Origin of the sequence: Novosphingobium sp. FSW06-99, from assembly GCF_001519065.1 — a bacterium.
Lineage (GTDB): Bacteria > Pseudomonadota > Alphaproteobacteria > Sphingomonadales > Sphingomonadaceae > Novosphingobium.
The window spans coordinates 98,868-110,247 of record NZ_KQ954255.1; the positions used below are offsets into that span (position 1 = coordinate 98,868).

Genomic DNA, 11,380 nt, shown 5'->3' on the forward strand with positions numbered 1-11,380 from the left:
GGGTTGGCCGCTCACACCCCTTCGAGCGCGTAACCCGCCGAGCGGACGGTGCGCACCGGGTCGGCGACGCCGGGGATGGCGATGGCCTGGCGCAGGCGGCGGATGTGCACATCGACCGTGCGCAGTTCGATGTCGCTGCCGCTGCCCCATACCGCATCGAGCAGTTGGCCGCGCGAAAACACCCGGCCGGGATGTTCCATGAAATGGCGCAACAGACGAAATTCGGTCGGCCCGATCTTGATCTGTTCGCCCTGGCGCGTCACGCGGTGCGCGGTCGGATCGAGTGCCAGATCGCCCACGGTGATCGTTTCGCCCGCCAGCGCGGGGCGTACGCGGCGCAGCACCGCGCCGACGCGGGCGATCAGTTCGCGCGGGGAAAACGGCTTGGTCACATAATCGTCGGCGCCGGTTTCCAGGCCGCGCACGCGGTCATCCTCGTCGCTGCGCGCGGTCAGCATGATGATCGGCACATGCGCGGTGGCCTTTTGCCGACGCAGGCGACGGCACACCTCGATCCCGCTGGTCCCGCCGATCATCCAGTCGAGCAGCACCAGATCGGGGGTGTCTTCGGCGGCCAGCAGCAGCGCTTCGTCACCATCGTCGGTGGTGCGCACTTCATAGCCTTCGCCGCGAAAGCGGTATTCGACCAGTTCGGCCAGCGCGGTGTCATCCTCCACCAGCAGCAGTTTGGGCGCGGACATTGGCAAATCCCTATGTTCTGAACGCGGTGTTTCTATCGCGGCGATGACTTCGACCTGCTCGCGCAGACACCAGCAATGTTACGGTGTCATGACGAACAGTCAGGCCGGGGGCGGCACATCCTCGCGTTCGGGCAGATAGGTTCCGGTCGCCGCAAAGTGGACCATTTCGGCTATGTTGGTGGCGTGATCGCCAATGCGCTCGATATTGCGGGCGACAAACATCAATTGCGCAACGCTGCTGATCGTGGCCGGATTTTCGACCATATATGACACGAAATTGCGAAACACGCTGTCATAAAAGGCATCGACTTTGGCATCGCGCTGAACGATTTCGGCGGCGGCGACCGGGTCACGCGCGGCATAGGCGGTCAGCACGTCATGCACCATGTCGCCCGCCAGTTCGTTCATCATCGGCAGCAGGGTCAGCGGCTCGAACCGTTTGCGCCCCTCGATATGGCCGACACGTTTGGCGATGTTCTTGGCATAGTCGCCGATGCGTTCGATCACCCCGGCGATTTTCAGCGCGGCGATCACCTCGCGCAAGTCGTCGGCCATCGGCGCGCGCAAGGCAAGCACGCGTACCGACAGGCGATCGACCTCGCTTTCGAGCAAGTCGATGCGACGGTCGCGTGCGATCACGCCGGCGGCCAGGACTTCATTGCCCGACACCAGTGCATCCATGGCTTCGGCGATCGACAGTTCGGCCAGACCGCCCATTTCGGCCACCAGTCCGCGCAGCCGGGTCATATCTTCGTCGAAGGCCTTGACGGTGTGTTCTGCGACCATCGGAATCAGCGTTCCCTGCCAATAATGGAATATGACACGTGCGGTGTTTCGACAGATTCGCAAAGTGCTCCGACCGCCATTCGGGCAAATCCTGTTGGTAAACGGTCAGGCAGAGGCGCGAACCGGCTGTACCGGCGCCTGCGAACCCGCGATCAGCCCCAGCCGGATCGTTACGGTGGTACCGATGCCCAGCCTGCTGGCAATGTCCAGCCGACCGCGATGGCGCTCGACGATGTGTTTCACAATGGCAAGGCCCAGCCCGGTGCCCCCGGCGGCGCGGCTGCGACCCGGATCGGTGCGATAGAACCGGCGGGTCAGGTGGGGGATGTGATCGGGGTGGATGCCTTCGCCATGGTCGGTCACGCTCAGTACCGCTTCGCGGCCCACACGGGTCACGCGCAATTCCACCGCGCGCGACGGGTCGGAATATTTGATCGAATTGTCGACCAGATTGCGGATCACCTGATCGAGTTGCTGGCGGTCGCCTTGCACCAGGGCATCTTCGGCCTCGACCGTGATGCGGCTCTCACCCAGCGTCGCTGCCACTTCGCCGCCGATCGAGGCGGCCATCTGCCCCAGATCGATATGGTCGCGCGGCAGATCGTGCTTTTCCGCCTCGATCCGCGACAGCGACATCAGATCTTCGACCAGATGTTGCAGCCGCTTGGCTTCGCGCAGTACGGTGGCGTGGAACCGCGCGCTGGTGGCGGCATCGATGCGCGCGTCGGGGTCGGCCAGCGTTTCGATATAACCGATGATCGACGCCAGCGGTGTGCGCAATTCGTGGCTGGCATTGGCGACGAAATCGGTGTGCGCGCGGCTGATATCCGCCTCGGCGGTACGGTCGACCAGCTCGATCAGCGAAAACCGGTCATCGACCGCGACCCGGCGTACTTGCCAGATGCTGCGCGGCCCGGTCAGCCCGCGCACAGTCACGCTGCCTTCGGGCGCTTCGAGCAGGGTGATCGCTTCGGGATGGCGCAGCGCAACGCGCGCATCCTGGCCGATGATATGGCGGCCCAGTTCGTCGCGCGCGGCGGCATTGGCGGCGGCAATGCGCTGCCCGTCCAGCATCAGCACGGGCACCCCGAACGGTTCGATCAACTGGATCATCGCCTGCCGCGACAGCGCGGCATCCTCGGTATGGCGCACCTCGACCACCGTTTCGGGGCGATAGAGCCACAGCGAGGCCAGCCAGACCGTCGTCACGCCGATGCTGATCGCCAGCCCGGCGCCCGCCAGGATCATGCCGATCCCGACCGACAGCGCGACGATCGTGCCCCACAAGGGAATGCGTGACAGTCCAAAGCGGGGGGGAGGTGTGGGCGATGGTATCATCGTCTCGATCAATACGGAGGGAAAACAACCGCTACCAGCGCCAGGTTACCATATGGAGTCAAGATGGCAGGTCTCGGTCAGCCACCGGTGCGCAGTCCAATGGCCAGACTGACGATCGCGATGATCAGCGCCGCGCCAGAGACGGTGCCCCACGATATCAGCGATACTTTGTCCAGATCGGCGCGGCGACTGTGGCGATAATCGCGGATCATGCCGAACAGCGCAAGCATTCCGGCCAGTGCCGCGCCGGTAAACAACGGGTGGCTGGCAATGGCGGTCTGGATATCCATTGGCGGATGAAATCCGATGGTGACCCCAACGGGAATCGAACCCGTGTTTCAGCCGTGAGAGGGCCGCGTCCTAACCGCTAGACGATGGGGCCGCGGCGACAGATATGGTGACCCCAACGGGAATCGAACCCGTGTTTCAGCCGTGAAAGGGCCGCGTCCTAACCGCTAGACGATGGGGCCGTGCCGGCAGATATGGTGACCCCAACGGGAATCGAACCCGTGTTTCAGCCGTGAAAGGGCCGCGTCCTAACCGCTAGACGATGGGGCCAAGGGGCATAGCGCCGCTGGGCAGGCCCGCGCCTCTATTGGCTCTGCCGGAGCACGTCAACCCCAATTTGACAGTCGTGTCATGAGGAGAACGGCTGCCCCTTGGGGCGGTGTCGATCAATCCGCAAACGCCGCATCATCGACATGCAATTCGGCAGCGGGGCGGCTGCCCCAGTCGTCGATCCGCGCGCGCCCGGCCAGCCAGAAGCGGCGTCCCTTGTGGCCGTGGAGCAGGGTCTGGCCGAGGTCGGTGGCGGCGGCGCGAAACGCAATCGCCTTGAACGATCGGTCATCGTTGCCGCTGGCCACCATGCGCACGTGATCGGCCCCGACCGGTTCGCATTTGACCAGGCGCACAGGGCCGATCGCGACGCGCGGGCCGGGCCAGCCGATGCCGAACGGGCCCGCCGCGTCGAGCGTGGCGACCAGATCCGGGGTCAGCCCGCCGGGGGCCAGCGACAGATCGATCAACAACGTCTGTGCTGTGCGCGCGCGGGCAATATCGCGCGCCAGCCGTTCGTCGAGAAACGCGCGCAAGGCGTCGAGCCGGTCGGGCGCGATGGTCAACCCGCAGGCCATGGCATGGCCGCCGCCCGCCACCAGCAGCCCCGCCGCGCGTGCGGCAATCACCGCCGCGCCCAGATCGACCCCGGCGATCGACCGGCCCGAGCCTTTGCCCTGGCCATTCTCGTCGGCATCGAGTGCAATCACTACGGTCGGCTTGCCGGTCTTTTCCTTGATCCGCCCAGCGACGATGCCGATCACGCCGGGGTGCCAGCCTTCGCCTGCCAGCACGTGCACGGCACAGTCGCGCGCGCCTGCCAATTGCGCCTCGGCGGCTTCCTGCACCTGCTGTTCGATCGCGCGGCGTTCGTCGTTGAGCTGCGACAGTTGCATGGCGATGCCGGCGGCTTCATCGGCGTCGTGCGTGGTCAGCAGCCGCACCCCCAGCGAACTGTCGCCGATGCGCCCTGCGGCATTGATGCGCGGGCCCAACGCAAAGCCCAGATCGCTGCACGTCGGGCTGCGGCTCAACCGGCTGGCATCGATCAGCGCGGCCAGCCCGGCGTTGTCGCGCCGCGCCATGACTTTCAGCCCTTGCGCCACCAGCGCGCGGTTCAGCCCGCGCAATTGCGCGACATCGGCCACTGTGCCCAGCGCGACCAGATCGAGCAACGTCATCAGGTCGGGCGGGCTGGCCGCGCCGAAATAGCCCATTGTGCGCAAGGCGCGCGCGGTGGCCACCGCCAGCAGGAACGCCATGCCCACCGCCGCCAGATTGCCATGCGCGGCGGCCTCGTCGCTTTCATCCAGCCGGTTGGGATTGACCATGGCGACCGCCACCGGCAGTTCGGCGGCGCATTTGTGATGATCGACCACGATCACCTCCACCCCGGCGCGTGCGGCCATCGCCAGCGCGTCGTGCGCCATGGCTCCGCAATCAACCGTGATCACCAGACTGGCGCCTTCTGCGCCCAGCCGCACCAGCGCCTCGCCCGAGGGGCCATAGCCTTCGAGCAGGCGATCGGGGATATAGGCGCGGGCATCGCGCCCGCACAGCCGCAGAAACCGGATCAGCAGCGCCGCGCTGGTCGCGCCGTCGACATCATAGTCGCCATAGACCGCGATCGCTTCGCCGGCGCAAATGGCGCGGGCAAACCGTGTGGCGGCCACATCCATGTCGCGGAAAATCGAAGGGTCGGGCAGGAATTCGCGCAAAGTCGGGCGGCGATGACGGTCAAGATCGTCGCGCGCGATGCCGCGCGACAGCAGCAACTGGTCGACCAGGTCATCGCCCGCCTCGCCGCCGGCCATATCCATGTTGCCGCCGCGCCAACGCCAGGCGAGGCCGGACAGCGAGTGTTCGATGGTGGTGATCGATCTGGTCATGATGTGCAGCGGGACTAGGCCAAGTTGGCGCGCCAGACAATCGACAGCGCGCGGTTGGCCGCAAAACCACGCAATTGTAGCGCACCCGGTCTTGCCAACGGCGAAAGGGCATGGTGTTTGCGGTGCGGTTGGCGGTAGGATGGCCAGCCGTCGGGCGCGCGGCGTGGGGTGCTGCGCTGCAGCCATGGTGGATAACAAAGGCGTGGATGCAGCGGGGAACAGCCGACGGGACGATCGGGTCCTGCTGATCGTGTGGCATAGCCGGACCGGCGCGGCGCAGGTGATGGCGAATGCCGCCGGAACCGGCGCGATGGACGAGCCGGGATCGGCGGTGCGGGTGGTGCCAGCCACAGTGGCAGGCCCTGACGATGTGCTGGCTGCGGCGGGGTTTCTGTTTGTCTGCCCCGAAAATCTGGGCAGCATGACAGGGGAAATGAAGGCGTTCTTTGATCGGTGTTACTATCCCGTGCTGGGGCTGATCGAAGGACGCGGCTATGCCACGGCGATTTCGGCCGGAACTGCGGGGCACGGTGCCGAGGCGCAGATCGACCGTATTGCTACCGGCTGGCGATTGCGGCGGGTGGCGCCTTCGCTGATCGTGCGATCGGGGGCGGATACACCCGCAACGATTGCTGCGCGCAAACGTGTGTCGCGTGACGACGTGCAAAGCTGTCGTGATTTGGGACGTGCGCTCGCTGCAGGCTTGCAACTTGGGATTTTCTGATCATGTGATCGGATTGCGTCTGGGATCGCAGTATGCGTCATCCCGCTCTTGCATAGGACCGGGATCGATTGACGGTGGCAACAGACGAAGGCAATTCTGACAAACCTTTGCCCGCACCGGCATGGCGCGACATGTGCGCGCCGGTGGCTGCCTTGCTGTTCGATCCCGCCTTGCGCCCGAACCTGGCCGATGTTGCCGCGCTTTCGCGCGCGTCCGGGGCCTTTGCGGTAACCCATCAGGACGCCGTGGCCGGACAGGCCGAACTGCTGCGTGACGGTCTGACATTCGATTGTCACGGGCTGGCGCCGGGCGAGGCGCGGCGGATGGAAACCGCGTTGCAGCGCGTGGCGCTGGCCGCCGATTTCGCGATTGGCGATCAGGCCCTGCTGACGCTGGGGCCGGGGCCGCACCTGGCTGGTGCCGGACAACTGCTGCCGGTGGTGCGCATGCTGGCCGGACTGGTCATCGCACTTGGCGATCTGCCTGGCCTGCACGCGGTGGTGTGGTTGCCGGCACGCCTGGCGATGTCGCCACAATGGTTTGCCGAAGCGACCGGGGCGTGGCTGCGCGGCGGGCCGTTTCCGGCGCTGGCGTTGACCGCGCTGGCGCGCTCCGATCGGGGACTGGCCAGCCAGGGGCTATCCTATTTCGTCGGCCAGGAATTCGTGTTTTCGGGAAAAGACGGCATTTTGCGCGAAAGCGATGCGCGCGGGGCGGTGCGATTGACCGATTGGCTGGTCGCGCATGGCCGGGTCGACAGCCCCCGCGAAGTTGAACTGGCCGGGTTTGGCACCGTGCTGCTCGAACCGGATGGGCAAAACAGGCTCCACGCGCGCACTCTCTAGCTCCGATTTGGTACTATTCTTTAGCACCGATTTGGCATCAAGCCGCCCGGGACCCGTTTCGGCAATGGTTTGTTTACCCGCGCGGGGCAGCGTGATCACGGGACAATTGGGGTATCTTGGGATGACCAATCCAAAAGGGGCGCCGCGTGCGGCGTTACCATTCCGTTCGGTCAACGTACGCGGAAGCCCGGGTTACAGCGCCGGGTTGCAGCGGCATCATGTTTTGCCTCGACAAGTGCTGGAGGCGCGCGGGATTGCCGAATTGATCGACGAAGTGGGAACAGACTGCCTGGGATTTCATGATTTTCGTCGCAATGGCATGCTGTTGCCTGCGACCGACGAAGTTGCCATGCGGCTGGGCCTGCCGCTGCATCGCGGGCCACACCAATCGTACAACCAATTGGTCATCGAACGCATGGGCCAGATCGAGGCGGGGTGGCAGAAACGCCGCCGCAGCCGACGCAGCGATCAGGCCATGATCGAGGCGCTGATGCGCATCGACCTGCTGCAACGCGCGTTGCGCCGCCGCCTGCTCGACCCGGCAAGTTGGCGCGGCGCGCCGTTGCATGCCCGCGACCCGGCGCTTGATTTCAGCCACCTCGACCGCATGGCCGAGGCGCTGTGGGCCGCGACAGAAGCAGTCAGCGTGTAAACGGGGCGCTATTTTCGGTCAGCGCGACGATTGCCGCGCGATATTCGCCTTCGAACCGCGCCGTGCGTTCGGCCACGCTTTCGATTGCCTTGATCGTGCCGATGCCCTGGCCCGATCCCCAGATATCCTTCCACGCCTTGGCTTCGGTGTTGCCGCCCGAACCGAAATTCATCTTTGACGGATCGCTTTCGGGCAGATTGTCGGGATCGAGCCCGGCGTTGACGATCGACGCGCGCAGATAGTTGCCGTGAACCCCGGTGAACAGACTGGAATAGACGATATCGTCGGCCCCCGAATCGATGATCGCCTGCTTGTAGGCATCGATCGCGCGTGCTTCGTGCGTTGCGATCCAGGCCGATCCGATATAGGCGAAATCGGCGCCCAGCGCCTGTGCCGCCAGGATCGACCGGCCATGACCGATCGCCCCTGACAGCGCGACCAGCCCGTCGAACCAGCTACGGATTTCCTGCATCAGCGCAAATGGCGATTGCGCCCCGGCGTGACCGCCTGCGCCCGCTGCGACCGGGATCAGCCCGTCGGCGCCCTTTTCGATCGCCTTGCGCGCAAAGCGGTTGTTGATCACGTCGTGCAACACGATCCCGCCCCAGGCATGCGCCGCCTGATAGACATCCTCGCGCGCGCCGAGCGAGGTGATCAGCAGCGGCACCTGCCATTTGGCGCACAGCGCCAGGTCTTCTTCCAGCCGGTTGTTGGTCTTGTGGACGATCTGGTTCACCGCAAACGGCGCCGCCGGGCGATCGGGATGCGCGCGGTTGTGCGCCGCCAACTCTTCGGTGATCTGGTGCAACCATTCGTCGAGCTGGCTGATCGGGCGCGCGTTGAGCGAGGGAAAGCTGCCCACCACCCCGGCCTTGCACTGCGCAATCACCAGTTCCGGGCCCGAAATGATAAACAGCGGCGATGCGATCACCGGCAGGCGCAGATTGGCAAACAGCGGGGGCAGGGGCATTGCGTGATGTCCTTAATTGATCGGTTAAACGCGTGATAGGCGGGCGAGGCGATGCTTGTCAATTCATCCGGGCAGGATACTCTCGATGCCATAAGTGCGGGCCGCCGTGCCTGCGAACAGCGCGCGCTTTTCCTCTGCGGATGCCCCAGCGCTCAACCGCTTGAACGCGTTCCACAGCGTTGCGTAATCGGCGCCCCAGCGATCGACCGGAAAATTGCTTTCAAACATCGCGCGGTCGGGACCAAACGCATCGATGCAGGTTTCGATATAGGGTCGCCACAGCGCGGCCAGCACTTCGGATGATGTGCCGGCATCGGGGCCATGTTCCGGCATGCCGCAAAATGCCATGGCCAGGCCGCCCAGTTTGACCGAGACATTGGGCAGTGCCCCCAGCGCGCGGATCTTTTTACGCCAGATATCGAAGCGTTCGTGCAGCCGCCCGTGATAGCTGGCGATGTTGAGCGGGGTGCCGCAGTGATCGAGCACGATCGGCTGATCGGGAAAGGCGCGCGCCAGATCGATCACATCGTCCAACTGTGGTTCCAGCACCCAGGCATCGAACGTTAGCCCCAGCGCGCCGAGATGGGCAAACCCGGTGCGGAAAGCGTCGCTGGCATAGAGCCCCTGCGGGGCATGGAACGGCGCGCCCAGCACGTCCGGGTCGGCATCCCAGGCGCCCTGGTGGCGAATGCCGCGAAACCGGGGCGAGGCGGCGATCAGGGCTTCAAGCACAGCGCGTGCGCCGTCGCCGCTGGTCAGGTCGGCATGGCCGATGATCGCGGCGCAAGGGCGCCAGGCGCCATAGAGCCCGCTGGCACCTTGCGCGGCGACACCGTTGACGAATTCGACCTCGCCCACGGTTTTGAACGCGGGGTCACGGTCGCTGTCATAGAACGCACCGCATTCCATGAACACGGTGCCGATGACATTGTGGCCGCTGTTCACTTCGGCGTGCAACTGGTCGAATGCGTAATAGGGCGACAACGCGACCGCCGCGATAAACGGATGATGCGGCTGGGGAAAATGGCCGAGCAGGGGCCGCAAATCCCACAAATGGTGGTGCGGATCGATGATCGGCAGATCGGGTTCGAGAATCGTTTCAGGCATGGTCACTCCCGCGCATGGCCGTTCTGGCTCTGGGTTGGACTATGGCTGAAACACCGGCTCTCGCAAGCCGGTTCAATCGCTTGATTGAATGAGGGGCGGCGGGACTGCCGCCGCCCCCACATGGTTATCCGCGCGTGGCGTTGGCCGCCGACAGGATCGCGCGCACGCTGGCGGTGGCAACGTCTTCGTCGATACCCACGCCCCACACCACCTGGCCGGTGGGGGTCACGCATTCGACATAGGCCGCCGCGCGCGCATCGCTGCCGCCGGTCAGCGCATGTTCGGAATAGTCGCGCACATCGATGGCAATGCCGAACCCGTCGTTCAGCGTGGCCACCACCGAAGAGATCAGCCCATTGCCGCGCCCGCTGACCGATTGCACTTTGCCGTCGACCGCGATCTTGCCGGCAAACACGCGCGTGCCGTCGGGCGCCTTGGCTTCCTCGTAATCGATCAGCGTGAAATGCTGCGGATCGTCGAGGCGATAGGACTTGCGGAACACCGCCCAGATATCGTCGGCGTGGAGTTCGCGGCCCAGTTCGTCGGCCAGCGCCTGGACGTGGCGGCTGAAATCGGCCTGCATTTTCTTGGGCAGTTTCAGTCCCTGGTCCTGTTCCAGCACCCAGGCAAAGCCGCCCTTGCCGCTTTGCGAATTGACGCGGATCACCGCTTCATAGCTGCGACCCAGATCGGCGGGGTCGATCGGCAGATAGGGCACCGCCCACAACTGGTCGTTGCGGCGTTCCTGCGCGGCAAAGCCCTTTTTGATGGCGTCCTGATGGCTGCCCGAAAAGGCGGTGAACACCAGTTCGCCGCCATAAGGGTGGCGTTCGGGCACGGGCAACTGGTTGCAGTATTCAACCGTCTGGATCACATGGTCGATGTCCGAAAAATCGAGTTCGGGATCAACACCTTGCGTGTACATGTTCAGAGCGACTGTCACCAGGCAGCAATTGCCGGTGCGCTCGCCATTGCCGAACAGGCAGCCTTCGACACGGTCGGCCCCGGCCATCAAGCCCAGTTCGGCGGCCGCCACCCCGGTGCCGCGATCGTTGTGCGTGTGCAGGCTGATCACCGCGCGGTCGCGGTTGGGCAGGTTGCGGCAGAAATATTCGATCTGGTCGGCATAGATGTTGGCGGTGGCTGCCTCGACCGTCGCGGGCAGGTTGAGGATGATCGGTTTTTCGACCGTCGGTTGCAGGATTTCCATCACCGCCTCGCAGGCGGCAATGCTGAAATCCAGCTCTGCGGTCGAAAACGTTTCGGGGCTATATTCGAAATGCCAGTCGGTCTGCGGAAACCGGGCCGCCTGATCGCGCAGATGCGTGGCACCGGTGCGCGCAATGTCGATGATCTGCGCCTGCGACATGCCGAACACCACCTCGCGCCACAGCGGTGAAACCGCATTGTAGACATGAACGATGGCCTGCTTCGCGCCAGCCAGACTTTCGAACGAAGTCCTGATCAGGTCTTCGCGCGATTGCGTCAGCACTTGCACGAACACATCGTCGGGGATGCGCCCGGCATCGACCAGGCCGCGGATGAAATCATATTCGGTCGCCCCGGCGCTGGGGAAGCCGACCTCGATCTCTTTCAGTCCGACTTTGAGCAACAGATCGAAAAAACGGGCCTTTTTCTCGGCATCCATCGGGTCGATCAGCGACTGGTTGCCATCGCGCATGTCGGTCGACAGCCAGCGCGGCGCGCGGGTGATGGTACGGCTGGGCCATTGCCGATCGGGCAAGGGGACCTGCGGAAACGGGCGATATTTGACCGAGGGGTCTTTCAACATGGACATGGGATTATGCTC

11 protein-coding genes and 3 tRNA genes are annotated in these 11,380 nt (G+C 64.7%); 3 read left to right on the plus strand and 11 right to left on the minus strand.

Annotation, left to right across the window (positions count from 1 at the left end):
* Positions 1-11: 11 nt before the first annotated feature.
* From phoB to recJ, 8 genes are all read right to left on the minus strand, one after another.
* Positions 12-701, minus strand: coding sequence for a phosphate regulon transcriptional regulator PhoB (phoB, locus tag AQZ49_RS09340; RefSeq protein WP_067615031.1), 690 nt, complete (start codon positions 699-701; stop codon positions 12-14).
* A 99-nt stretch (positions 702-800) separates the two neighbouring features.
* Positions 801-1,487: a phosphate signaling complex protein PhoU gene (gene phoU / locus AQZ49_RS09345; RefSeq protein ID WP_067615032.1), complete on the minus strand. Its 687-nt coding sequence runs from the start codon at positions 1,485-1,487 to the stop codon at positions 801-803.
* A gap of 105 nt (positions 1,488-1,592) precedes the next feature.
* Complete coding sequence (locus tag AQZ49_RS09350) at positions 1,593-2,825, minus strand: ATP-binding protein (RefSeq protein ID WP_067615388.1); 1,233 nt, start codon at positions 2,823-2,825, stop codon at positions 1,593-1,595.
* Positions 2,826-2,902: 77 nt separating this feature from the next.
* Positions 2,903-3,115, minus strand: a complete 213-nt coding sequence (locus tag AQZ49_RS09355; protein WP_067615033.1) for a hypothetical protein — start codon at positions 3,113-3,115, stop codon at positions 2,903-2,905.
* 17 nt (positions 3,116-3,132) lie between these two features.
* Positions 3,133-3,207 (minus strand) — tRNA-Glu (locus AQZ49_RS09360).
* A gap of 13 nt (positions 3,208-3,220) precedes the next feature.
* A tRNA-Glu gene (locus AQZ49_RS09365) sits at positions 3,221-3,295 on the minus strand.
* Positions 3,296-3,308: 13 nt separating this feature from the next.
* Positions 3,309-3,383: transfer RNA gene (locus tag AQZ49_RS09370), tRNA-Glu, on the minus strand.
* Positions 3,384-3,499: 116 nt separating this feature from the next.
* Entirely contained in the window at positions 3,500-5,272 is a 1,773-nt protein-coding gene (recJ, locus tag AQZ49_RS09375) for a single-stranded-DNA-specific exonuclease RecJ (RefSeq protein ID WP_067615034.1), read from the minus strand.
* A 184-nt stretch (positions 5,273-5,456) separates the two neighbouring features.
* Between recJ and AQZ49_RS09380 the strand changes: the two genes are divergently transcribed.
* The 3 genes from AQZ49_RS09380 to AQZ49_RS09390 all read left to right on the plus strand — a co-directional run bounded on the left by AQZ49_RS09380 (position 5,457) and on the right by AQZ49_RS09390 (position 7,493).
* The gene (locus AQZ49_RS09380; protein ID WP_067615389.1) at positions 5,457-5,996 is read left to right on the plus strand and encodes a flavodoxin family protein; all 540 of its coding nucleotides are present in this window, start codon (positions 5,457-5,459) and stop codon (positions 5,994-5,996) included.
* A 68-nt stretch (positions 5,997-6,064) separates the two neighbouring features.
* Positions 6,065-6,841, plus strand: coding sequence for a hypothetical protein (locus AQZ49_RS09385; RefSeq protein ID WP_067615035.1), 777 nt, complete (start codon positions 6,065-6,067; stop codon positions 6,839-6,841).
* Positions 6,842-6,962: 121 nt separating this feature from the next.
* Positions 6,963-7,493 (plus strand): AHH domain-containing protein, encoded by a 531-nt coding sequence (locus tag AQZ49_RS09390; RefSeq protein ID WP_082701678.1) that lies wholly within the window; start codon positions 6,963-6,965, stop codon positions 7,491-7,493.
* On the opposite strand, the gene AQZ49_RS09395 is transcribed toward AQZ49_RS09390, so the two are convergent.
* The 3 genes from AQZ49_RS09395 to leuA form a co-directional block, all read right to left on the minus strand.
* Positions 7,483-8,463 (minus strand): NAD(P)H-dependent flavin oxidoreductase, encoded by a 981-nt coding sequence (locus AQZ49_RS09395; protein ID WP_067615036.1) that lies wholly within the window; start codon positions 8,461-8,463, stop codon positions 7,483-7,485. The genes AQZ49_RS09390 and AQZ49_RS09395 overlap by 11 nt on opposite strands.
* 63 nt (positions 8,464-8,526) lie before the next feature.
* Positions 8,527-9,570 (minus strand): amidohydrolase family protein, encoded by a 1,044-nt coding sequence (locus AQZ49_RS09400; RefSeq protein WP_067615037.1) that lies wholly within the window; start codon positions 9,568-9,570, stop codon positions 8,527-8,529.
* Positions 9,571-9,694: 124 nt separating this feature from the next.
* Positions 9,695-11,368 carry a 2-isopropylmalate synthase gene (leuA, locus tag AQZ49_RS09405; RefSeq protein WP_067615038.1) on the minus strand — a complete coding sequence of 558 codons (1,674 nt, stop codon included), beginning with the start codon at positions 11,366-11,368 and terminating at the stop codon, positions 9,695-9,697.
* Between the last annotated feature and the right edge of the window lie 12 nt (positions 11,369-11,380).

Bases quoted from the DNA above. Each gene is read 5' to 3' on its own strand.
- phoU (WP_067615032.1), bottom strand. From the start codon at position 1,487: ATGGTCGCAGAACACACCGTCAAGGCCTTCGACGAAGATATGACCCGG.
- phoB (WP_067615031.1), bottom strand. From the start codon at position 701: ATGTCCGCGCCCAAACTGCTGCTGGTGGAGGATGACACCGCGCTGGCC.
- AQZ49_RS09350 (WP_067615388.1), bottom strand. From the start codon at position 2,825: ATGATACCATCGCCCACACCTCCCCCCCGCTTTGGACTGTCACGCATT.
- AQZ49_RS09400 (WP_067615037.1), bottom strand. From the start codon at position 9,570: ATGCCTGAAACGATTCTCGAACCCGATCTGCCGATCATCGATCCGCAC.
- AQZ49_RS09390 (WP_082701678.1), top strand. From the start codon at position 6,963: ATGACCAATCCAAAAGGGGCGCCGCGTGCGGCGTTACCATTCCGTTCG.
- leuA (WP_067615038.1), bottom strand. From the start codon at position 11,368: ATGTCCATGTTGAAAGACCCCTCGGTCAAATATCGCCCGTTTCCGCAG.
- AQZ49_RS09380 (WP_067615389.1), top strand. From the start codon at position 5,457: ATGGTGGATAACAAAGGCGTGGATGCAGCGGGGAACAGCCGACGGGAC.
- AQZ49_RS09395 (WP_067615036.1), bottom strand. From the start codon at position 8,463: ATGCCCCTGCCCCCGCTGTTTGCCAATCTGCGCCTGCCGGTGATCGCA.
- AQZ49_RS09355 (WP_067615033.1), bottom strand. From the start codon at position 3,115: ATGGATATCCAGACCGCCATTGCCAGCCACCCGTTGTTTACCGGCGCG.
- recJ (WP_067615034.1), bottom strand. From the start codon at position 5,272: ATGACCAGATCGATCACCACCATCGAACACTCGCTGTCCGGCCTCGCC.